The organism is Mycolicibacter sp. MU0102 (genome assembly GCF_963378105.1).
GTDB lineage: Bacteria > Actinomycetota > Actinomycetes > Mycobacteriales > Mycobacteriaceae > Mycobacterium > Mycobacterium holstebronense.
In genome coordinates this window covers 441,411-460,948 of the sequence record NZ_OY726398.1, presented here as the reverse complement: position 1 = coordinate 460,948, position 19,538 = coordinate 441,411, and the positions used below count along the sequence as shown (strand labels likewise).

The window sequence follows — 19,538 nt, the reverse complement described above, 5'->3', positions numbered from 1 at the left end:
CAGTACGGCGAGTTCAGGACACTTCGACCAGCGCGGCAAGCCGGGACAATGAGGCCGCGAGCTTGTCCGCGGTAGTGGCCCGGGCGCGAGCGAGGCGGTTCGGGTCGGATAGCTCCGACCAGTCGTAGGTGTGGGTTACTCGAGTGCGCGCCGGCCCGAGCGGCTCGAGCTCCCACCGCCACAGGTGGCCCGGCGGCGCACACCCGGGGGCCGCTGGGCGCCAGGCGATACGGCGTCCTTCCTCGAACTCCACCACGTGGTTCTCCCGGACCGTTCCCATGGTCAGCGTCATGGTGAAAACGTCCCCGACGGCATGAACTCGTTGGCCCGGTGCGGCTTCGGCCAGATTCGCGTTGCCGTCCCAGCGTGGCTGCCGGGCCGGGTCGGCGATGAAGTCGAAGATCAGCTTCGCCGGCGCCGCGATCACCCTGCTGGAGCTGACGACCTTCGCCGGCAGTGCCGAGCCGACCCGATGCAAGGTGCCTTCGGGGTCGACATAGGCGAATTCCCTGAGCTGGTAGTCAGTGTCGACCGGTTCGACGAAGCGCCCCGGCACGCCCGACGCCGACCATTGCGCGTAGAGCGCGTCGGCGTCGTCGACATAGAAGTACACACTGGCGGCGGTGCGCAGCGGATCATGCTCGGCCCACTCCGAAAGGTGCAACGAAACCGGTCCGCGATCGGCGAATCCGTATCGGGCCGGGCCGCTGTAGTGATTGACGGTGAAGCCGAGCCGGCGGTAGCGCTCCAGCGCAGCGTCGAGGTCTCGCACGGGAATGATCGGTGCGACCGAGGTGAACTCGATGTCGGCCATAGCGTCAGCGTACGTCGAGGCACCAACGGCTAGCGGCCGCGCTGCTGCTCGTATCCGCTGGTGAGCCAATACACCGCCCGATCAAGGCTGGGCAGCATGTCGGTGATGGCGATCTCGCCGGCGGCGAACCGCGCGGACAACCCGTACACCAGGTTGGAGATGATGACGTCCAGGTCGGCGATGAAGGATTCGTCGACGCCGGACATCGCCGCCAGCATTGCCGGTCCCACCGCGTCCAGGCCGCGGCGAACCAAGGCGTCACCGCCGGGGGCCGACCGTGCCCGCACGTAAGCCGTCAGCATCGCCGGATGCCGCTCCCAGGGCTCGAAGATGGTGCGGTACAAGCTCATCAGCGCCGCATAGATGGATTCGCCGGGCTCGCGTGCGTGCGGCGCGATACCCGAGTAGCGGTTCTGCTGCATCCAGGTGTCCAGCGCCGCCAGGATCAGTTCGTCGCGGGTGGCATAGCGCTTGTAGATGGTCGCCAGTGACATCCGGGCGCGCCGGGCGACCTCACGCAGCTGCACCGCGTCATAGCCCTCGGTCTCCAGAATCTCGACCACGATGGCCAAGATCCGGCCTTCCGCACTGTCCATCAATCACCCCTTGCCGCCGATGAGTAACCAGGTTACCGTAGCCGCATGGGTTCTCTGAGTGGGCAGGTTGCGTTCATCACCGGCGCGGCGCGAGGGCAGGGCCGCAGTCATGCGGTGCGACTGGCCGCCGAGGGCGCCGACATCATCGGGGTCGATATCTGCGCCGATATCTCTTCCACCGGCTATTCGATGGGCTCGGCAGCAGAGCTCGACGAGACCGTGGCTTTGGTGGAAGCCCAGGGCGGCAAGATGCTCGCATCGGTCGCCGACGTCCGCGACTTTCCGGCCCTGAAGACTGCGTTGGATGCCGGCGTCGAGCACTTCGGCCGCCTCGACATCGTCTGCGCCAACGCGGGTATCGCCACGATGGCGTTTCGCGAGCTGACCGACGACGAAGATCTACAGCTGTGGACCGACGTGCTCGACGTCAATCTCGTCGGCGCGTTCCACACCGCCAAGGCCGCGATTGGGCACCTGATCGCCGGCAATCGGGGCGGTTCGATCGTGTTCACCAGCTCGACTGCCGGGCTGATCGGATTCGGCGGCATGCAAGGCGGCGGCCTGGGCTACGCCGCGTCCAAGCACGGCATCGTCGGCCTGATGCGCACGCTGGCCAATGCTCTGGCCCCGCACAGCATTCGGGTCAACAGCGTGCACCCGACCGGGGTGAACACCATGATGGCGACCAACCCGGCGATGACCGAATTCCTCGAGAACTATCCCGGCGGCGGACCACACCTTCAGAATCCGCTGCCGGTGCAGTTGCTCGAGCCCGAGGACATCAGCGCCGCTATCGCCTACCTGGTGTCCGACGCCGGGAAGTACGTCACCGGGGTCACGCTGCCCGTCGACGCAGGGTTCTGCAACAAGCTATGACCGGGCGCGTAACCGGCAAGAAGGTGTTGGTCACCGGAGCCGCACGGGGGATGGGACGCAGCCACGCGGTGCGCCTGGCCGAGGAGGGCGCCGACCTGATCCTGGTCGACGTCTGCGCATCACTGCCCGAGGTCGACTATCCGCTGGCCACGATCGAAGATCTCGACGAGACCGCAGATTTGGTGCGACAGCTTGGCCGCCGCGCCGTCACCCACGTCGTGGACGTGCGCGACGCCGCGGCCTTGACCGCTGCGGTCGCCGAGGGTGTCGCCCAGTTGGGCGGCCTGGACGCCTCGATCGCCAATGCCGGCGTGATCACCGCGGGGACCTGGGACACCACCACCTCGGCGCAGTGGCGCACCGTTGTCGATGTGAACCTGATCGGCACGTGGAATACCTGTGCGGCGGCGCTGCCGCATCTGGTTTCCCACGGCGGCAGCCTGGTCAACATCAGCTCGGTGGCCGGGCTGAAGGGCAGCCCTTTGCATACGCCCTATACCGCCTCCAAACACGGTGTCGTCGGCATGAGCCGGGCACTGGCCAATGAGCTTGCCGCGGTGAACGTTCGGGTAAACACCGTGCACCCCACCGGGGTGGAGACCGGGATGCGCCCGGACGGGCTGCACGGGCTGCTGGCCGAGACGCGCTCCGATCTGGCCCCGATCTTCAGTAACGCCTTGCCGATCGTGATGACCGAGGCGCGCGATGTCAGCAACGCGGTGCTGTTCTTGGTCTCCGACGAGTCTCGGCACGTGACCGGACTGGAATTCAAAGTCGATGCCGGCGTCACCCTGCGGTGAGGCGGGGCACGGTGCCCACGCCTTCGCCGAGCTGCTGAAGCTGCCGGTTCCCGCGGACACCACGACCGCGGCGGCGACCCTGCTGGATTTCGTGTTCGCGCAGGTCTGGCAACGTCCAGGATTGAGTCGCCGGGACCGGTGGTTCGTCGCGCTGCCATGCGTTGCCGCCGCCGACACCGAGCAGCCGTTGCGCGACCACATCTACGCCGCCCTGATCAACGGCGACGTGACGATCGAGGAGATGCGCGAAACCGTCCTGCATTTCGCGGTGTATTCGGGCTGGCCCAAGGCATCACTGTTCAACATGACCGTCGACGAGCAATGGGCACGCATCCATGGCGAGCGCGGCGAGCCCATTCCGCCTGCGGCGCCACTGCTGCCGCTGACCACGCCAAGTGACCCCGAGGCGCGGCTACAGACCGGCGAGCAGGCCTTCCGCGACGTCAACTGTCTGCCCTTCGCGCCGGTGCGAGACGACCCGTATTCGGGAGCGGGCATTCTGAATTTCGTTTTCGGCGAGATGTGGCTGCGGCCCGGACTGGGCATGAAACAGCGGCGCCTGGTGACCGTGGCGTGTGTGGCGTTCCAGGACGCGCCGTACCCGATCCTCAGCCACGTCTATGCCGCACTGAAAAGCAGGGACGTCTCGTTCGACGAGATAGACGAGGTTGCACTGCATTTCGGCGCGTATTACGGCTGGGCAAAAGCCTCCCGGCTGATGCAGGTGATCGAGGAACAGAAGCAGCGCGTCACGCAGGAGTGGGCCGCCGGGAACTAGCCCACCGGGTCGAATTCGATGTGCAGCGCCGTCAGCCCGCGCAGCAGGAACGTGGGCTCATAGGAGTAGCGCCGCTGACCGGCGGGCCCGTGGTGGGCCTCGCTGATCCTGATGTCACGCATCCGGTCCAGCATCCGGTGAATCGTGATACGCCCCTCGACCCGGGCCAGCGGAGCGCCGGCGCAGGTGTGGATGCCACGGCCGAAAGCGATGTGCTCACGCACGTTCTTGCGGTCCAGTCGGAACTCGTCGGGATTGGAGAACTTGCGTGGATCCCGGTTCGCCGCACCCAGACACAGCATCAGCACGGTGCCGGCTTTGATCGGCACCCCACCTAACGTGGTGGTCTTACGGGCGAGCCGAAAGTCGATCTTGGTGGGACTCTGAATTCGCAGCGCCTCCTCGATGAAGGCGGGGATCAGTGCGGGGTTGTCGCGCAACGTCTGCTGGAGCTCGGGTTGATCGCCCAGGGTTTGCACCGCCGCCCCCAGCAACTTGGTGACGGTCTCCTGACCGGCACCGAACAGGAAGGTGGCCGGGTGCACCACCTCCAGCAGTTCCGGCGTGGAACCGTCGGGGTAGGTGGCGGCGGCCAGGGTACTGAGAACGTCACCACGAGGTTCCCGCCGTCGCTCGGTGAGGTAGCCGCTGAACTTCTCGTCGAGGTACTGCAGGGGATTGAGCCCCACCGGTGTGCCGTCGAGGGAGCCGACATGTTGCCCCTCCCGATGCCCAGCACCCAGCGCGCTGCGGAACTCGGCGCGATCCTCCTCAGGAACCCCGAGTAGATCGGTGATGGCCAGGGTCGCATAGGGTTTGGCGTAGTCGAACAGGAATTCGCAGCGGCCCGTCCCGATGAACTCGTCGAGCTGCGTATCGGTCAGCTTCCAGATGAACTCCTCGTTCTCCTTCAGCCGCTTAGGGGTCAGCAGCCCGCTCAGCAGCGAGCGGGCCCGGGTATGCGCCGGCGGATCCATCACCACGACGTGCTCGAAGATCGGGAATTCGTGCCGGTGCGCCTCGATCTGTTCGGTGATGTCGTCGCCCTCGGGCTCGAACGGCAGCGGGGGAAACGGCCCGCCGATGGCATTGACCGCAGAGAATGAGTCATGGTCCTTGAAGGCGGCGAGCACCTCGTCGTAGCCGGTGACGGCAACGACGCCGTGATGCGGCTCGGCGAATACCGGCCCGTTTGCGCGCAGGTATTCGTAGTAGTCGTAGGGATCTTGGGTGACGGCCTGATCGGAGAAGTAGTCCACCGCCGCGAGATCCACCATCACCCGATAAGCCCTTCGCTCGCGCCGCGACCTCGTCGCGCTGATCGATCGATCAAATTGCTAGAATGCGTCATGCCTACCACGCGCGGCGCCGGACGGTCAAGCAATCGCAACCCCGGGCCGGCGTGAATGGCGGCTCCGCGCAAAGCCAAATCGACCGACAACGCCACCCGACGCCGCCTGATCGAGGCGACGGCACGATTGATGCGCGACGAAGGCTATGCCTCGGCGACCTCACGGCGGGTCGCGGCCGAGGCCGGTGTGCGCCAAGCCCTGGTCTACTACTACTTCCCCACCATGGATGATCTGTTCGTCGAGGTGCTGCGGGCCGGCGCCGATGTCGCGCTGGACCGGATGCGCGCCGCCCTGACCGACGACGATCCACTGCGCACACTGTGGGAAATCAATAGCGATACCCGCATGACCAGCTTAAACACCGAGTTCATGGCATTGGCCAACCATCGCAAGGCCATCCGGACCGAACTCAAGGCCTATGCCGAGCGAGTGCGTGACATCGAAACCGCAGCCGTCACGGTGGCGCTGCGCGCCAACGGTGTCGATCTGGCGGAATACCCGCCGATTGCGATCTCGATCCTGATCGCCCAAACCGCGCGCAACCTGTGTAACGAGAGCGCTGTCGGCGTCACCCAAGGGCACGACGAACTGCGCGCACTGATCGATCGACAACTGGGCCGATTGGGACCGCCGCCCACTACTTCCTAACCCGCGCGGCCGCGGCGACTGTTGACAACCCCACCTGATTGGTGTCACCGTTGCCACCGTTGCTGATCGATCGACCAATTATTTGGAGGTGCGGATATGAGCGGAAGAGTCGAAGGTAAAGTCGCCTTCATCACCGGCGCGGCCCACGGTCAGGGCCGCAGCCACGCGGTGCGGCTGGCCGAGGAGGGCGCCGACATCATCGCGATCGACGTCTGCAAGCGGATCGTCAAGGATTCCCCCATTCCGCCGGCCACCCCGGAGGACCTGGCCGAGACCGTCGATCTGGTCAAGGCCCGCGGCCGTCGGATCTTCACCGCCGAAGTCGATGTGCGCGACTATGACGGGCTCAAGGCCGCGGTGGACGCCGGCGTGGAAGAACTGGGCGGCCTGAACATCGTCGTGGCCAACGCCGGCATCGGCAACGGCGGCGACACCCTGGACCAGACCAGCGAACACGACTGGCAGGAGATGATCGACGTCAACCTCTCCGGAGTGTGGAAGACGGTCAAAGCCGCCGTACCGCACCTGATTTCCGGAGGCAAAGGCGGCTCGATCGTGCTGACCAGCTCCGTCGGCGGATTGAAGGCCTACCCACACTGCGGCAACTACGTCGCGGCCAAGCACGGCGTGGTGGGCATCATGCGCTCCTTCGCAGTCGAGTTGGGCCACCAGAACATTCGCGTCAACACCGTGCACCCCACCCACGTCAGCACCGGAATGATCATGAACGAGGGCACCTGGAAGATGTTCCGCCCGGACCTGGAGAACCCGGGCCCCGAGGACATGGCCCCGATCTGCCAGATGTTCCACACCCTGCCGGTGCCCTGGGTGGACGCGGTCGACATCAGCAACGCGGTGTTGTTCCTGGCCTCCGACGAGGCCCGGTATGTCACCGGACTTACGCTCACCGTCGACGCGGGAAGCTGCCTGAAGTAACCCACCCCGCCGACTCTGCGTCCACCAGAAACCTCACTCGCACTTTTTCCCGGTGGGCGCAGAGTCAACGAGGGATGTCGAATTCGACTCGCGCCGAGACGGTCTCAATCGCCTCGTACAACGCAGCCAAGCGGTCGGACAGCGACGGCGCCGCCAGCACCGCGTAGCGGTCGGCCTCCCCCATCGGGACCCGGCAGGCCAGCGAGTACAGCCGCTGCGCCGGATCCAGCGAGCGCAGCCGTCGACCACCCAGCAGACTGTTGCGCCCCGACATCACCCACCGTCGCTGGGCTTGGGCCATCCGCTTGTGCAGCGCGACAATGCGATCCTCGAGCTCACCGAACTGCTTGTCAGTCACCGGTTCTGACGGCTCGTCAGGCCACTCCTCGGTGATCGCCCGCGGGTAGGGATCGTCGGCGAGCCATTCACGCACCCGGATTCGCTCCCCGGTCAGGCAACGCAATGCGTACCGTCCTGACCCGAGTTCGCTGCACTGGGTGATGCGGGCCATCGCGCCGACGTCGTTGCGCTGCTCACCACCGCCCACCTCCCGGCCGCGAGCGATCAGCACCACCCCGAAGCGCGGATCGCCGCTGCGAATCAGTTCGCCGACCAGCACGGTGTAGCGCAACTCGAAGATCCGCAGCGATAGCTCCTCGCCGGGCAGCAACACCCATTCCAGCGGGAACATCGGCAGTTCCATCACGAGATATCGAGCTCGCCCACCAGTGCATCGACCACGGCACGCAGATCGCCGTCGTGTTCCTCGGCGACCCGGCGCTGGCGCTGGTACGACGCGCCCGTTCGGTAGATGTCGGCGACGGCCGCCAGCTCGTCGGCGCACTGCAGTCGCGCGGCGACCGGCTCCAGCCGGTTGAGCAGCTCATCGAGGTCCTCGGTGACCAGCCGCTCGTTGCTGTCGGCATCCAGGATGATCTCGGCGTCCAGCCCGTAGCGGGCCGCGCGCCACTTGTTCTCCTGCACATGCCAGGGCGGCATGGTGGGCAGGGATTCGTCGGCTTCCAGCCGCCGGTCCAGATCGACGATCAGGCAGTGCGTCAACGCCACCAGGGCGCCCAGCTCACGCAGGTTGGACACCCCGTCGCAGACCCGCACCTCGATGGTGCCCAGATGTGGTGATGGCCGGATGTCCCAACGGATTTCGTTGGTGTGGTCGATGATCCCGGTCTTCTTCTGGTCGTAGACGAAACCCTCGAACTCTTCCCAGGTCTGGAATTGGAACGGCAGCCCCGCCGTGGGCAACTGCTGGAACATCATCGCGCGGTTGCTGGCGTAACCCGTGTCGTGGCCGTCCCACCACGGCGACGACGCCGACAACGCCAGCAGGTGCGGATAGTGCTGCAGCAGCGACGAGATGATCGGCATCACCTTGTAGGACGAGGAGACACCGACGTGGACGTGCACCCCCCAGATCAGCATCTGCCGGCCCCACCACTGGGTGCGTTTGATCAGCTCGGCGTAGCGCGGCGCGTCGGTCAGCTTCTGTGCCGACCACTGCGCGAACGGGTGGGTGCCGGCGCCGAACAGTTCCATACCCTGGGCGTGCACGATCGGCCGGGTCGTCGTCAGCGTCTGGCGCAGGTCCTCGATGGCCTCGCCGGTGTTGTCGCAGATACCGGTGACGAGCTCGACGGTGTTGCGCAGCAATTCCTTGTGCACGCGCGGGTTTTCGCCAAGCTCGGACAGGACCGCGCTGGCTTCGTTGCTCAGATCACGGGTCTGGGCGTCGACCAAGGCCAGCTCCCATTCCACGCCGATCGTGGGGCGGGCGCTGCGAGCGAACTCGATTCGGGCTTCCGATCTCGAGGAAGCCCAGTTCGGCGGGCTATCCGGCGCCGATGACACCACAGGCAATCCGCTTTCCGGCATCTCCGGTGGTCAGCGTGGTCTGGTCCGGGCCGGGCGTGCCGTTGACCTGGGTGTAGCGGTCCGCCGGGATGTTGGCGAAGTTGTCGTCGTCGGCGTGGACGATGAGCGAGGTCCCGTCGCCGGCCAGCAGTTCAGCTTTGGTGAACGCGTCGGTGGTGGTGACCAACAGCCCGGTGCCGTCGGAGCGCACCTGCAGTGAGGTCAGGTCGCCACTCTGCGGGTGCTCGTTGTGGCCAGGTGCCTGGAAGTGTCCGCCGGCCGACAGGAAGCTGCCGGGCGCGCCGCCGGTGGGGGCCACCGACTCTGCTTCGCACTTACCGACGGCGTGGATGTGCAGGCCGTGGAAACCGGGCGACAGCACCCCGCTGCTGGTGGTCCGCACGGTCACGGTAGCGAACTCCTTGCCACCGGCCTTGCTGAACTCGAACGTGGCGGTGGCGACCTGGCCGCCGTCCGGGGTCGTCAGGTGTGCGACGAGATTGTCCGAGCCGCCCGAGCCACCCGATTCGGACTCCGTGGCCGACGGCGCCGCCGACCCGGTCCAGATGGCCGGCGTGGTGCCGGGCGCGTCGGAAGGCAGCTGGTTGGGACTACACGCCGCCAACAACATGGCCGGGGTGGCGAAGAAGACGGCGGTGAGAGCTCTGCGGTGACCTGTGACCATGCGAGGAGCTTAACCCGCGACCACCACGATGACGCCCGGTGGTTGCTCGGCCACCTCTGGGATGCGCGGCTCGACGGCGGCACCCAGCACCTGGCCCACCGAATGTGCTGCGTCCTGCTCGCCCTCGGCGTCACTGAAGTAGACGGTGGTCTGGGCGACCTCGGGCAGTTCGAGGTTCCCGATCTCGGTCACATTCCAGCCGGCTTCGCGCAGCCGGTCGGCGGTGTGCCCGGCCAGCCCCGCCTGTTCAGAGATGTTGAATACCCGCACGTCGGACTTGTGTGCCGGGCGTTCGGGTTTGGCCGGCGCCGAGGTCGTGGAGACAGGCTGCGCGGTCGTCGAGTGGTCGGCGTCGTCGTCGGTGCTCGACGATCCGAGGGCCTGAAACCCAACCAGCAGGAAGACGGTGCCCAAGAACAGCAGCACCATCACCATCGCCCGCAGCGGGAGTCGAGAGGAGTCAGGAACGTGGTCGTTCATTGCGCCCACTGTATCGAGGAGCGGGCCATGACCTATAAACGCCCAGCAATCAAGGTGTCAGGCAATCAGGTGATGTCGAAACCGAGCCGGCGCGCGGCACGCGCCTTCTGGCGACTGGACCGCAGCCTGCGCAGCCGCTTGACCAGCATCGGGTCGGCCGCCAGGGCCTCTGGCCGGTCGACGAGCGCGTTGAGGACCTGGTAGTACCGGGTCGCTGACAGCGCGAAGCGTTCCTTGATGGCCTCTTCCTTGGCGCCGGCGTACTTCCACCAGTCCCGTTCGAAGGACAGGATGTCGTGTTCGCGACGGCTCAGACCGTCTGCGGGTTCCGAATCGTCCCCTGAGCGATTCGCCTGCGCCATGGCGCCGTCCATATCGATTCCTGGACCCTTCCGGAAAGTTCTCTCGCTGCAAACGTTCGGTTGTTTTCGGCGGAGTGTTCTGAGCGAATATTGAATCACGGCAGGCTGCGTTGAACCGGGAGCCCGCCCCGCGCGTCGCCGTGGCCGCTGCACTTGACACCCAACGGTCACCTTAAGATTTGCGGTCATGGCCGTCCTACCCATCCGCATTGTGGGCGATCCCGTCCTGCACACGCCGACCAGCCCGGTGCCCGTCGCTGATGACGGCTCGTTGCCGGCTGACCTCGGTGAGCTGATCACGTCGATGTACGAGACCATGGACGCCGCCAACGGCGTCGGCTTGGCCGCCAATCAGATTGGCGTGGGGCTGCGGGTCTTCGTCTACGACTGCGCCGACGACCGCCGCTCCACCACGCGGCGCCGCGGCGTGGTGGTCAACCCGGTGCTCGAGACCTCCGAACGGCCCGAAACCATGCCCGACCCCGATGACGACGACGAAGGCTGCCTGTCGGTGCCCGGCGAATCGTTTCCGACCGGCCGGGCGCAATGGGCGCGGGTCACCGGGCTGGACGCCGACGGCAACCCAGTCACGCTGGAGGGCACCGGGCTGTTCGCCCGGATGCTGCAGCACGAGACCGGCCACCTCGACGGGTTGCTCTACCTGGACATGCTGGTGGGCCGGAACGCCCGCGCCGCGAAACGGACGTTGAAGGCCAACGGGTGGGGTGTGCCCGACCTGTCCTGGATGCCGGGTGACGTGCCCGATCCGTTCGGTCACTGACGAGCTTTCATGTCCCAACCACCCGCACTCCCTGAGGTCGGCGTCCGGGTGAGTCTGCGTTACCTGCGCGCCCCGGGTTCCGAGCCGCCGATGGGCGATGTGATCGGGCAGCTGGTGCAGGCCGGATCGCTGGTGCGGGTCCGCTCGGCCGACGGGGTGGTGCACGAGTGCCGGCACGCCGACGTGCTGTACGTGCGCCGGCTGACCGACCGGCCGGTGAAGAACTCGGCGATCCGTTCCGTCGAACATGCCGCCGCGCTGGCCTGGCCGGGCAGTGAGCATCACTGGTTGGACGGCTGGCTGCTCCGGGCGGGCCCCGGCGCCGACATCGCGACCAATTCGGCTGTGCCCCTGGACATGTTTGCCCATGCGAACGCCATCCCGTCGATCATCGACTGGTATGCGCAGCGGGGCCTGTCACCGACGCTGGCGGTCCCGGAGCGCCTCCTGCGGCTGCCGGAGGACATCCCGACGCGACAGGAGACCCGCACCCTGGTGTGCGACCTCGGCGCGGCCGGCGCGGCCGCTGGTGACGTGGTGATGGCCGCCGAACCCGACACCGACTGGCTGGCGGTGTTCGGTCACGACGCGCCGGTGGAGGTGTTGACCGCGGTACTCGACGGTGAGGTGATCTTCGCCTCGATTCCTGGGGTGGCGGTCGGGCGTGGTGCGGTCACCGAGGGCCCGGACGGGACCCGCTGGCTGGGGGTGACGGCGGTTCGGGCGGCCGCCGACCGGAGCCGGCAGGGCTACGGGCGCGCGATCTGCGCTGCGTTGCAGGCCTGGGGGGCCGAGCGCGGTGCCACCCGCGGGTACGCCCAGGTGCCGACCACCGGCGAGGTATTCGAGTTCTTCGAAACCATCGGCTTCGCGGGCCAGCACCGCACCCGCTATATCGATGCCCGGCTGCTGGGCAGCGGGTCGGCGCCGTAGAACGAGCCTTAGGGTGGCTGGCGTGACTGCGCTGCGACTGGCCACCTGGAACGTCAACTCCATTCGCACTCGGGTGGACCGGGTGACCGACTGGCTGGCCCGCGCCGACGTCGACGTGCTGGCCATGCAGGAGACCAAGTGCACCGACGCCCAGTTTCCGGCGCTGCCGTTTCACGAATTGGGCTACGAGGTTGCCCATGTCGGGCTGAACCAGTGGAACGGCGTGGCGATCGCTTCGCGGGTCGGCCTGGACGACATCGAGGTCGGGTTTCCCGGCCAGCCGGCGTGGGGCAAGGCCGACGCCGATCCCGCGGTGGAGGCGCGCGCGCTGGGCGCCACCTGCGGCGGGGTGCGGGTCTGGAGCCTCTACGTGCCCAATGGTCGCGCCCTGAACGACCCGCACTACACCTACAAGCTGGATTGGCTTGCGGCGCTGCGCGATACCGCCGAAGGATGGCTGCGTGACGATCCGTCGGCGCCGATCGCGCTGGTGGGCGACTGGAACATCGCTCCCCAGGACGACGACGTATGGAGCATGGAGTTCTTCGAGGGCGCAACGCACGTCTCGCAACCGGAGCGCTTGGCCTTCCAAGCGATGGCCGACGCACAGTTCCTCGACGTGGTTCGGCCCTTCACACCCGGCCCCGGCGTCTACACCTACTGGGACTACACCCAGCTGCGGTTCCCGAAGAAGCAGGGCATGCGCATCGACTTCATCCTGGGCTCCCCCGCGCTGGCGACTCGCGTCGCGCACGCCGAGATCGTCCGCGAGGAACGCAAAGGCAAGTCACCGAGTGACCACGCTCCGGTGCTCGTCGAGATCCGGCGGGACTGATTTACCCGCAGTTCTATGAATTCGGTGTGGATTTCGGACCGATCGCGAAATCACGCATAAGATAGGCGGATTATCCAATTTGCTCATTTGAAGGGCAGGGAATTCCCATGAACGCCGTCGCAGGGACGGTAAGAAAGGTGGCCGGAGCGGCGAACCGCGCGGTCACCATGACCACTGAGGCAGCCGGAGCGATCGGCGGGGCCGCAGTCAACGGGGTAATCGGCGGCATCAAGGGGGCGGCCGGCGGCGTGCAGCGTGGGCTGCGCACGGGCAGCCACTCGACTCCCGCGGCCGCGCTGACCCTGGGCGCCCTCGGCGTGACTGGACTGGTCGAGTGGCCGGTGCTGGTCGCGGTGGGCGGCACCGCACTGGCGCTCAAGCAACTGACCAACCGGTCCGATGACAGCAAGGCGCCGGCCAAGGCCCCCGCTGCGTCGGTACGGCCGCTCAAGGCGGCGCCGGCGGCGAAGGCGACCAAGCCGGTGAAGTCGGCGAGCTCGTCGACGTCATCGCGTCGCAGCCCGCAGCCGAAGAAGACCGCGGCACGGCAATCACGCAGCGGCGCCAGCAGCACCCGCACGCGCACGCGCCACTAGTCGGGTACGAGTGAATTTAGACGCTCCCCTGAGTGCCGTCCGGCGCTCATGGCCGCTTCGGGCGGCGAATTTCGGTGTCCAACTGACCTCAGCGCTGATCGATGCCTCGGTTCAGACCGCTGCCGGGGTAGCCGGCGCGATTCTGCCGAACGGCGACAGGGGCCCGGTGCTGTCCCGTCGCTGTTTCCGCGGCGACGGGCGGGCCTGGGTGGAGATCCGTGGCCTCGACGGCCCCGCCGGTGACGAGCTGGCGACCGCCGTCTTGGACGCCGCCCGCGCCCTGCCCGGGGTGATCTCGGTCCGCTTGAACCACCCGTTGGCGCGCCTGGTGGTCGGGCTCGACCCCACCGCCGGCAGTGAAGTCGTCTCAGTGCGCGAACTGTGCCAGGTGGTGGCTGACACCGAAAGCGAGTACCGCACGGATCGGATTCGGGCGGAATCTCGCGGTCATGGCCCGGTGAGCCTGCCCGGCGACGGGATGACCGAGACGCTGCGCGCCTTGACTGTCGGCGCCAACATCGCTGGCTTGGGCGCGGCGACGGTGGGCCGATTGCTGCGCCTGCCGGGCCTGCCGCTCGGTCTGGAAGCCGGCGTCGTCGTCATCGACTACCAGCCTCGAGTGCGCCGACTGCTCGAGGACCGCATCGGCAAGCAGGCAACCGATGCGCTGTTGGCGCTGGCCAGCGCCGGCGTGCACACCCTCAACACCGCGCCGACCACGCTGGCCGTGGACTTGTCGGTGGAGGCGATGCGCGCCGGGGAGGAACGCGCCGAGGCACGCGCCTGGCGGCGCCAAGAGCCGGAGCTCGCTCACCACGCCGATCATCCGCCGGTGACCGTCCCCGAGCGACCGGCGCCGCGGCCGCCGGGTCCGGTGGAGCGCCACCTGACCCGCAGCGCCTGGGCGCAAGTCGTAGGTGCTGGGGTGATCGGCGCCGCGACCCGGAATCCAGATCTGGCCGGCACGGCCGCCGCGGTGACCGCACCGAAGGCCACCCGCACCGCACGCGAGTCGTTCGCCGCCACCTTTGGCCGCGGTCTGGCCGATCAGCACGGCACGGTGGTGCTGCGGCCGGGCAGCCTGCGTGAACTCGACCGCGTCGACACCGTGGTCATCGATCCGCGCGTGCTGTGCGGTGAGACTTTGCGGGTGATGCAGGTGCGCGGCGCCGACGACGACGAACTGCGCGCCGTGTGGGCGAAGGCCCAGGCCCGACTGTCCGACGCCGACCTCAAACCGGGATGGCACCGCATCGGGTCGCGCTCCGATGTGCAGGCGTCGTTCCAGCCCGCGTTGCTTCCGTTGGCGGCCGCGGTGGTGACCGAGGCGCGGCGCGCCGACGTCGAGGTGGTCTCGGTGGAGGCCGATGCGCTCGGCGAGCTGCGGCCGGTCTTCGACGAGATCCGGCCCCTGGATGGCGCCTCGGTAGACCAGGCGCTGGCCGCCGCGGTCATTGCCTATCAGGCCGAAGGCCATGACGTCGCGGTGCTGTCCGCGGTTGCCGTCGACGCGCTGGCCGCGGCCGACGTCGCGCTGGGCGTGCTACCGAAACAGGGCGTCCCGCCCTGGTGCGCCGATGTCTTGCTAACCGACCTGGCTGCCGCGTGGCGGGTGCTGCATGCCTTGCCCGCCGCCCGCTCCGCCAGCCACCGCGGGGTCGAGATCGCCACCGGCGCTACCGCGTTGGGCTCACTGCTGATGCTGCCTGGGGTACGCGGCAGCGGGCCAGGCCCCGTGACCACGGGAGCGGCGGCCGGCGCACTGTCGGGGTACTGGCTGGCGCGCCGTGCCGTGGACGCCGCGGTGCCTCGGCCGGCGGCGGTGCACGAGTGGCACGCGATGTCGGTCGATCAGGTACGGGCGGTGTTGCCGCCGCCGGAGCTGGAAGAGCCGACCACGACCCACCATGCGCCGGCCGCAGCGGCTGCGCTGGCGGCGGTGGATCTGGCTCGCCGCGGGGCGCAGGCAACCGCGCCGCCGCGACTGCTGCGGCAGTTCGCCCAGGCCGTGCGCAGTGAGCTGTCCGACCCGATCACGCCGGTGCTGGCACTGGGGGCCGCGGCCAGCGCGGTACTGGGCTCACCCGTCGATGCGATCCTGGTCGGTTCGGTGTTGGGCGGCAATGCGATGCTGGCCGCCGCACAGCGACTCATCGCCGAGCGCCGGCTCAGCGTGCTGCTGAACGAACAGATTCCACCGGCGCGCAAGGTCCTGCCCGACGGCAGTCACTGCGAGATCCCGGCCGAGGAGCTGCTTCCCGGCGATGTGATCGAGGTGCACGCCCATGAGGTGGTGCCCGCAGACGGGCGGCTGATCGACGCGATCGATCTGGAGGTCGATGAGTCGTCACTGACCGGTGAGTCGCTGACGGTGGTCAAGCAGGTTGAGGCCACTCCGGGTGCCGATCTGGCCGACCGGGAATGCATGGTCTACGCCGGGACCACCGTGGTGACCGGGACCGCGGTGGCGCTGGTGACCGCCACCGGCGGCGACACCCACGGGCGTCGGGCAGCCGAACTGGTTGCCGGCGATCAGTCCGCGATCGGGTTGCAGCACCAGCTGAGCCTGCTCACCAGTAAGGCCTGGCGGATCAGCCTGGCCGGTGGTGCACTGGTGACCGGCCTGGGCATGGCCCGCCGGACCGGGTTGCGCCAGGCGGTGGCCAGTGGGATCGCGGTCAGCGTCGCGGCCATCCCCGAGGGACTGCCGCTGGTGGCCACCCTGTCCCAGCAGTCTTCGGCCCGGCGGTTGACCAAGGCCGGTGTGCTGGTGCGGGTGCCGCGTTCGGTGGAGGCGCTCGGGCGCGTCGACGTCGTCTGCTTCGACAAGACCGGCACTCTGAGCAAGAACCGGCTGCGGGTGTCGCAAGTGCACCCGGCGGCCGGTTTCACCGACCATGACGTGCTGCGCCTGGCGGCAAGCGCGGCCCCGGTGTCCAATGGCACCCGCCAGGTGCACGCCACCGACACCGCCATCGTGGAGGGCGCTGACGCGGCCGGCGCGTCGGCGCCGGCCGGGCTTGCCGCGCACCTGCCGTTCCGCTCTGGACGTCCGTTCTCGGCGTCGATACGGGGAACCGAACTGACCCTCAAGGGCGCCCCGGAAATGGTGCTGGCGTGCACCGGGGCCGGCCCGGCCGTCAAGCAGTCGGTGGCCGCCTTGGCCGGCAACGGGCTACGAGTGATCGCAGTGGCCCGCCGGGAACTGACTTCCGCGCAACTCACCGCACTGGGCGAGGACCCCGAACCCGAGGAGATCGCCGAGTTCTGCCGCGAGGGACTGACATTCGTCGGTCTGCTCGGGTTGTCCGACACCCCGCGCGACGAGGCCGCCGAACTGCTCGCCGACCTCAAGCGTCGCGAAATCCCGGTGCGGCTCATCACCGGCGACCACCCGTTGACGGCCACCGCAATCGCTCGCGAGCTGGGCCTGGAGGTCGACAGCGACCAGGTGATCAGTGGTGCGCAGTGGGATGCGTTGTCCCGCAAAGGCCAAGAACAAGCGGTAGCCGAGCGGGTGGTGTTCGCCCGGATGTCTCCGGAGAACAAGGTCCAGATCGTCCAGACCCTGGAGCGCACCGGCAAGGTGTCGGCGATGGTCGGCGACGGAGCCAACGACGCCGCGGCGATCCGGGCCGCCACGGTCGGGATCGCGGTGGTGGCGCACGGCAGCGAATCGGCCAGCACCGCTGCCGACGTGGTGCTGCTCGACGAGCGGGTCGACACCCTTCTCGACGCACTGGACGAAGGCCGCGAGCTGTGGCAGCGGGTGCAGGCCGCGGTGGCGGTGCTGCTGGGCGGCAACGCCGGCGAGGTGGCATTCGCGATCATCGGGAGCGCGCTGACGGGGCGCTCGCCGCTGAACGCGCGCCAGCTGCTGCTGGTCAACATGCTGACCGATGCGCTGCCGGCCACCGCGCTGGCGGTCAGTTCGCTCAACGAGCAGGCCGCCGCCGGTGGGCACGGACCCGACGAGCGCGCGCTGTGGCGCACGGTGGCCGTGCGCGGCGTCACTACGGCGTCGGCCGCGGTGGGCGCCTGGGGGCTGGCTTCGGTCACCGGGCGTCCGCAGCGGGCCTCGACGGTGGCGTTGGTGTCGCTGGTCGCCACACAGCTGGGGCAGACGCTGCTGGATTCGCGTGATCCGCTGGTGGTGGCGACCGCTGTCGGATCGCTGGGCGTGATGGGGACGTTGATCACCATCCCCGGTATCAGCCAGCTGCTGGGCTGCACGCCGATCGGGCCGCTGGGCTGGGCCCAGGCTCTGGGCACGGCGACGGTGGCCACTATTGGCGCAGCCGTGGTGCCGCGGCTGCTGTCGGGGTCGCAGGACGACACGACCAAGCCGAAAGAATTCATCGTTCCCGGGCCGCGCCAACCAGACCGCCCGCAGGCACCATCCAACGGTCACCCGGCGCCGCGGCTGCGGCTTGTGCACAATGGGGACACTGGCTCTCGCCGCGGAACAGTCGCGGCTCGATCATCCGGCGACCCGTCGCCACCAGGAGGCTCATGATGGCGGACAAGCCGCGGCGCAGCGCATCCCAGCGCGAGGCAGTAGCCCACATTCGCGAGGCAGAGGGATTCGCCGTTGAATTGCCGCTGTTCGGCAAGGTGACGGTGCCGCGGCCTGAGCAATTGGCCTACTACGGCGGGTTGGCGCTGCTGGCGGCTTTCGAGATCATCGACTGGCCGGTGGCCGTGGCGGTGGCTGCCGGCCACATTCTGGCCAGCAACCACCGCAGCGAGGTGCTCGAACAGCTCGGGGAAGCCCTCGAAGACGTCTAGGAGACGTCTATCAGAGCGCGAGCAGTCGGTTGAGCTCAGTCGCTGACGGTCAGCACTCCGACGCGCCACAGGAGTGCGTACATCTGGTGCAGCGGACCACTGAGCAACCGGCTGGTCATGTCGACCAGCGGGTCCGAGGTGGGTGCGGCAGGACGGCGGTCCAGCGTCTTCGGCGCGCTGATGGCACGCGGGGCCGGAGCCGTGATGTCGGTGTAGGCGATTGCAACCATGATGGCCTCCTAGTCGCGTAACGGTGCTACGCGCTCAGCTGGAGGCCGGAGTCGTGGCTCAGCTGGAGGCGGTATGCGACCGTTCGGATGGGGACGGAACAGATGTCAGATATCGGCTCGGACTATCACCGGAACTCATTCGTCCCTCACCTCCTCTCGGTCGCGGGCGCGCAGAGGCGCGCCGGTTTCACCGCATGCTTAGGAGGGCAGCTCCGACGACTGTCGGAAGACCGCACCCCTCTCGTCAGAGCTTCGGCACTGCACGGCGTGTCCCTATTCAGGAAGCCACTTGGGCTCAACCCTTAAGCCGGGAGGAGCTGTCCTGACCCGGGGCGTCTTTCGACGTTCGGGGTCAGTGGCCTATGTCCGTGCAGACGCCTCACCTAACGAGGTGCTTGCACGCTCCATAGTGCCTCACCGATGGGGTGCGGTCAACTCGACCCCATTCAGGTGTGTCGAGGGTCTCTGACGTGCAGCGATACCGTCAAACCCCCTGCGCACGAGGTGTCACACCAGTCACTTTGGTACCAGAATGAGACCGTCACGGCCCGGTTCTGCGACCAACGCGCAGAGCCGGGCCGCGGGGCCTAGCGGCGGTTCGACTCAGCCTGCCAGCGACGCGAACAACGGTCCGGTCAGCTGCAGTCCGGTGCCGGCACCGGCGGTGACGAAGAAGCCGAACAGCGCCAGGGCGGCGCCGGCCAGCGACACGTCCTTGTTGAAGTGGATCTGCTCGCCGGCCTTGACCTGCGGGTCCCCCTCGTTCCAGAACGGATGCATGACGAACGCCGTCGGCAGCAGGAAGGCCGCCAGCATCAGCGCGCCGAGATCCGCCCATGCACCCGCGATGACCAAGGCCGCGCCGGTGAGCATCCACGCGCCCGAGCCCAGCACCGCGAGCTTGCCGGGCTTGATGCCCTTGCTTTCGGTGTAGGCGGCCATCGCGGCGGTCTGGGTGAAGTGCCCCAGCGCCCCGCCGACGAACACGGCACCGAACAGGATTCGGCCGATCAGTATCACGATGTCCACGACGGACCCCTTTCCAGATTTTGTAGTTGCTTAGTCAACTACCCCAGAGGTTAGGGGCATTCTAGTTGCATTGTCAACTACATTCTGGCGGAAGTGTGCACGGAGGCGCAGACCCTGCAGTCACCGGGATCGCCTCTGCTCGGCGATCGG

The 19,538-nt window shown here is 67.9% G+C and carries 21 protein-coding genes, 1 pseudogene and 1 riboswitch; of the genes and pseudogenes, 11 read left to right on the top strand and 11 right to left on the bottom strand.

Features of this window, described 5'->3' with window-relative positions; genetic code table 11:
• Positions 1–13: 13 nt before the first annotated feature.
• The 3 genes and pseudogenes from RCP37_RS02190 to RCP37_RS02185 form a co-directional block, all read right to left on the bottom strand.
• Entirely contained in the window at positions 14–457 is a 444-nt protein-coding gene (locus RCP37_RS02190) for an SRPBCC family protein (RefSeq protein WP_373693151.1), read from the bottom strand.
• A gap of 3 nt (positions 458–460) precedes the next feature.
• Positions 461–805, bottom strand: a pseudogene (locus tag RCP37_RS22160) (bleomycin resistance protein); the annotation flags it as partial.
• Positions 806–843: 38 nt separating this feature from the next.
• Positions 844–1,410, bottom strand: a complete 567-nt coding sequence (locus RCP37_RS02185) for a TetR/AcrR family transcriptional regulator (RefSeq protein WP_308485415.1) — start codon at positions 1,408–1,410, stop codon at positions 844–846.
• Positions 1,411–1,455: 45 nt separating this feature from the next.
• Between RCP37_RS02185 and RCP37_RS02180 the strand changes: the two genes are divergently transcribed.
• The 3 genes from RCP37_RS02180 to RCP37_RS02170 are packed head-to-tail and all read left to right on the top strand — an operon-like array spanning position 1,456 to position 3,864.
• Complete coding sequence (locus RCP37_RS02180) at positions 1,456–2,286, top strand: mycofactocin-coupled SDR family oxidoreductase (protein WP_308485414.1); 831 nt, start codon at positions 1,456–1,458, stop codon at positions 2,284–2,286.
• Positions 2,283–3,086: a mycofactocin-coupled SDR family oxidoreductase gene (locus RCP37_RS02175; protein ID WP_308485413.1), complete on the top strand. Its 804-nt coding sequence runs from the start codon at positions 2,283–2,285 to the stop codon at positions 3,084–3,086. The genes RCP37_RS02180 and RCP37_RS02175 overlap by 4 nt, the downstream gene beginning before the upstream one ends.
• Positions 3,064–3,864 (top strand): carboxymuconolactone decarboxylase family protein, encoded by an 801-nt coding sequence (locus RCP37_RS02170; RefSeq protein WP_308485412.1) that lies wholly within the window; start codon positions 3,064–3,066, stop codon positions 3,862–3,864. Before RCP37_RS02175 ends, RCP37_RS02170 begins: the two co-directional genes overlap by 23 nt.
• Here RCP37_RS02170 and RCP37_RS02165 read toward each other — a convergent pair.
• Positions 3,861–5,141 carry a cytochrome P450 gene (locus tag RCP37_RS02165; RefSeq protein WP_308486902.1) on the bottom strand — a complete coding sequence of 427 codons (1,281 nt, stop codon included), beginning with the start codon at positions 5,139–5,141 and terminating at the stop codon, positions 3,861–3,863. The genes RCP37_RS02170 and RCP37_RS02165 overlap by 4 nt on opposite strands.
• A 129-nt stretch (positions 5,142–5,270) precedes the next feature.
• Here RCP37_RS02165 and RCP37_RS02160 point away from each other — a divergent pair, with 129 nt between their 5' ends.
• Together RCP37_RS02160 and RCP37_RS02155 are read left to right on the top strand one after the other, a co-directional pair.
• The gene (locus RCP37_RS02160; RefSeq protein ID WP_308485411.1) at positions 5,271–5,864 is read left to right on the top strand and encodes a TetR/AcrR family transcriptional regulator; all 594 of its coding nucleotides are present in this window, start codon (positions 5,271–5,273) and stop codon (positions 5,862–5,864) included.
• A 96-nt stretch (positions 5,865–5,960) separates the two neighbouring features.
• Positions 5,961–6,800: a mycofactocin-coupled SDR family oxidoreductase gene (locus RCP37_RS02155; protein ID WP_308485410.1), complete on the top strand. Its 840-nt coding sequence runs from the start codon at positions 5,961–5,963 to the stop codon at positions 6,798–6,800.
• 64 nt (positions 6,801–6,864) lie between these two features.
• Here the strand turns inward: RCP37_RS02155 and RCP37_RS02150 are convergent, their stop codons facing one another.
• From RCP37_RS02150 to RCP37_RS02130, 5 genes are all read right to left on the bottom strand, one after another.
• Positions 6,865–7,503: an LON peptidase substrate-binding domain-containing protein gene (locus RCP37_RS02150; RefSeq protein WP_308485409.1), complete on the bottom strand. Its 639-nt coding sequence runs from the start codon at positions 7,501–7,503 to the stop codon at positions 6,865–6,867.
• Positions 7,503–8,690 carry a glutamate--cysteine ligase gene (locus tag RCP37_RS02145; RefSeq protein WP_308485408.1) on the bottom strand — a complete coding sequence of 396 codons (1,188 nt, stop codon included), beginning with the start codon at positions 8,688–8,690 and terminating at the stop codon, positions 7,503–7,505. The genes RCP37_RS02150 and RCP37_RS02145 overlap by 1 nt, the downstream gene beginning before the upstream one ends.
• Positions 8,647–9,354, bottom strand: coding sequence for a superoxide dismutase[Cu-Zn] (gene sodC / locus RCP37_RS02140; RefSeq protein ID WP_373693094.1), 708 nt, complete (start codon positions 9,352–9,354; stop codon positions 8,647–8,649). The genes RCP37_RS02145 and sodC overlap by 44 nt, the downstream gene beginning before the upstream one ends.
• A gap of 9 nt (positions 9,355–9,363) precedes the next feature.
• Positions 9,364–9,834: a LytR C-terminal domain-containing protein gene (locus RCP37_RS02135; protein ID WP_308485407.1), complete on the bottom strand. Its 471-nt coding sequence runs from the start codon at positions 9,832–9,834 to the stop codon at positions 9,364–9,366.
• 65 nt (positions 9,835–9,899) lie between these two features.
• Positions 9,900–10,208 (bottom strand): nucleoid-associated protein NapA, encoded by a 309-nt coding sequence (locus tag RCP37_RS02130; protein WP_065041516.1) that lies wholly within the window; start codon positions 10,206–10,208, stop codon positions 9,900–9,902.
• 175 nt (positions 10,209–10,383) lie between these two features.
• Here RCP37_RS02130 and RCP37_RS02125 point away from each other — a divergent pair, with 175 nt between their 5' ends.
• The 6 genes from RCP37_RS02125 to RCP37_RS02100 all read left to right on the top strand — a co-directional run bounded on the left by RCP37_RS02125 (position 10,384) and on the right by RCP37_RS02100 (position 18,129).
• On the top strand, positions 10,384–10,977 hold the full coding sequence (locus RCP37_RS02125; protein ID WP_308485406.1) for a peptide deformylase: 594 nt from the start codon (positions 10,384–10,386) through the stop codon (positions 10,975–10,977).
• Between the two features lie 9 nt (positions 10,978–10,986).
• Positions 10,987–11,910 carry an N-acetylglutamate synthase, CG3035 family gene (locus RCP37_RS02120; RefSeq protein ID WP_308485405.1) on the top strand — a complete coding sequence of 308 codons (924 nt, stop codon included), beginning with the start codon at positions 10,987–10,989 and terminating at the stop codon, positions 11,908–11,910.
• A gap of 31 nt (positions 11,911–11,941) precedes the next feature.
• A complete protein-coding gene (locus tag RCP37_RS02115; protein ID WP_308486900.1) occupies positions 11,942–12,745 on the top strand; it encodes an exodeoxyribonuclease III in 804 nt (267 codons plus the stop codon).
• Between the two features lie 107 nt (positions 12,746–12,852).
• The gene (locus RCP37_RS02110) at positions 12,853–13,341 is read left to right on the top strand and encodes a hypothetical protein (protein WP_308485404.1); all 489 of its coding nucleotides are present in this window, start codon (positions 12,853–12,855) and stop codon (positions 13,339–13,341) included.
• A gap of 10 nt (positions 13,342–13,351) precedes the next feature.
• The gene (locus RCP37_RS02105) at positions 13,352–17,857 is read left to right on the top strand and encodes a cation-translocating P-type ATPase (protein ID WP_308485403.1); all 4,506 of its coding nucleotides are present in this window, start codon (positions 13,352–13,354) and stop codon (positions 17,855–17,857) included.
• On the top strand, positions 17,854–18,129 hold the full coding sequence (locus RCP37_RS02100) for a hypothetical protein (RefSeq protein WP_024440124.1): 276 nt from the start codon (positions 17,854–17,856) through the stop codon (positions 18,127–18,129). Before RCP37_RS02105 ends, RCP37_RS02100 begins: the two co-directional genes overlap by 4 nt.
• A 35-nt stretch (positions 18,130–18,164) precedes the next feature.
• Here RCP37_RS02100 and RCP37_RS02095 read toward each other — a convergent pair whose 3' ends face one another.
• On the bottom strand, positions 18,165–18,359 hold the full coding sequence (locus RCP37_RS02095; protein ID WP_308485402.1) for an Rv1535 family protein: 195 nt from the start codon (positions 18,357–18,359) through the stop codon (positions 18,165–18,167).
• Positions 18,360–18,588: 229 nt separating this feature from the next.
• A riboswitch (M-box (ykoK) riboswitch) is annotated at positions 18,589–18,757 on the bottom strand.
• Between the two features lie 205 nt (positions 18,758–18,962).
• Complete coding sequence (locus tag RCP37_RS02090) at positions 18,963–19,388, bottom strand: DoxX family protein (protein WP_308485401.1); 426 nt, start codon at positions 19,386–19,388, stop codon at positions 18,963–18,965.
• Between the last annotated feature and the right edge of the window lie 150 nt (positions 19,389–19,538).

Bases quoted from the DNA above. Each gene is read 5' to 3' on its own strand.
- RCP37_RS02165 (WP_308486902.1), bottom strand. From the start codon at position 5,141: ATGGTGGATCTCGCGGCGGTGGACTACTTCTCCGATCAGGCCGTCACC.
- RCP37_RS02185 (WP_308485415.1), bottom strand. From the start codon at position 1,410: ATGGACAGTGCGGAAGGCCGGATCTTGGCCATCGTGGTCGAGATTCTG.
- RCP37_RS02160 (WP_308485411.1), top strand. From the start codon at position 5,271: ATGGCGGCTCCGCGCAAAGCCAAATCGACCGACAACGCCACCCGACGC.
- RCP37_RS02150 (WP_308485409.1), bottom strand. From the start codon at position 7,503: ATGGAACTGCCGATGTTCCCGCTGGAATGGGTGTTGCTGCCCGGCGAG.
- RCP37_RS02100 (WP_024440124.1), top strand. From the start codon at position 17,854: ATGATGGCGGACAAGCCGCGGCGCAGCGCATCCCAGCGCGAGGCAGTA.
- RCP37_RS02145 (WP_308485408.1), bottom strand. From the start codon at position 8,690: ATGCCGGAAAGCGGATTGCCTGTGGTGTCATCGGCGCCGGATAGCCCG.
- RCP37_RS02120 (WP_308485405.1), top strand. From the start codon at position 10,987: ATGTCCCAACCACCCGCACTCCCTGAGGTCGGCGTCCGGGTGAGTCTG.
- RCP37_RS02175 (WP_308485413.1), top strand. From the start codon at position 2,283: ATGACCGGGCGCGTAACCGGCAAGAAGGTGTTGGTCACCGGAGCCGCA.
- RCP37_RS02130 (WP_065041516.1), bottom strand. From the start codon at position 10,208: ATGGACGGCGCCATGGCGCAGGCGAATCGCTCAGGGGACGATTCGGAA.
- RCP37_RS02155 (WP_308485410.1), top strand. From the start codon at position 5,961: ATGAGCGGAAGAGTCGAAGGTAAAGTCGCCTTCATCACCGGCGCGGCC.
- RCP37_RS02095 (WP_308485402.1), bottom strand. From the start codon at position 18,359: ATGGTTGCAATCGCCTACACCGACATCACGGCTCCGGCCCCGCGTGCC.
- RCP37_RS02180 (WP_308485414.1), top strand. From the start codon at position 1,456: ATGGGTTCTCTGAGTGGGCAGGTTGCGTTCATCACCGGCGCGGCGCGA.
- RCP37_RS02170 (WP_308485412.1), top strand. From the start codon at position 3,064: ATGCCGGCGTCACCCTGCGGTGAGGCGGGGCACGGTGCCCACGCCTTC.
- RCP37_RS02135 (WP_308485407.1), bottom strand. From the start codon at position 9,834: ATGAACGACCACGTTCCTGACTCCTCTCGACTCCCGCTGCGGGCGATG.
- sodC (WP_373693094.1), bottom strand. From the start codon at position 9,354: ATGGTCACAGGTCACCGCAGAGCTCTCACCGCCGTCTTCTTCGCCACC.
- RCP37_RS02125 (WP_308485406.1), top strand. From the start codon at position 10,384: ATGGCCGTCCTACCCATCCGCATTGTGGGCGATCCCGTCCTGCACACG.
- RCP37_RS02110 (WP_308485404.1), top strand. From the start codon at position 12,853: ATGAACGCCGTCGCAGGGACGGTAAGAAAGGTGGCCGGAGCGGCGAAC.